At 41.1% G+C, this 465-nt stretch carries 1 protein-coding gene; it reads right to left on the minus strand.

Features of this window, described 5'->3' with window-relative positions; genetic code table 11:
• The coding region (locus OZJ21_RS09270; protein WP_442916318.1) for a hypothetical protein at positions 1 to 214 on the minus strand (214 nt) is incomplete at its 3' end.
• Positions 215 to 465 lie beyond the last annotated feature (251 nt).

Consider the following 465-nt stretch of genomic DNA (forward strand, 5'->3'; position numbering starts at 1 on the left):
GTACAAGCTCCTCACTAAGTGAAAGCTTAAGTACATCAAGCAGCTTGAGCGAATCCTTGAGTACAAGCTCCTCACTAAGTGAAAGCTTAAGTACATCAAGCAGCTTGAGCGAATCCTTGAGTACAAGTTCATCCTTGAGTGAAAGCTTAAGCACATCAAGTTCATTAAGTGAATCCTTGAGTACAAGTTCATCCTTAAGTGAAAGCCTAAGCACATCAAGTTCATTGAGTGAATCCTTGAGTACAAGTTCATCCTTGAGTGAAAGCTTAAGTACATCAAGCAGCTTGAGTGACTTAGTGAGGAGCTTGTACTCAAGGATTCGCTCAAGCTGCTTGATGTACTTAAGCTTTCACTTAGTGAGGAGCTTGTACTCAAGGACTCACTCAAGCTGCTTGATGTACTTAAGCTTTCACTCAAGGATGAACTTGTACTCAAGGATTCACTCAATGAACTTGATGTGCTTAG

The organism is Ligilactobacillus sp. UO.C109 (genome assembly GCF_026847815.1).
Taxonomy (GTDB): Bacteria; Bacillota; Bacilli; order Lactobacillales; family Lactobacillaceae; genus Ligilactobacillus; species Ligilactobacillus salivarius.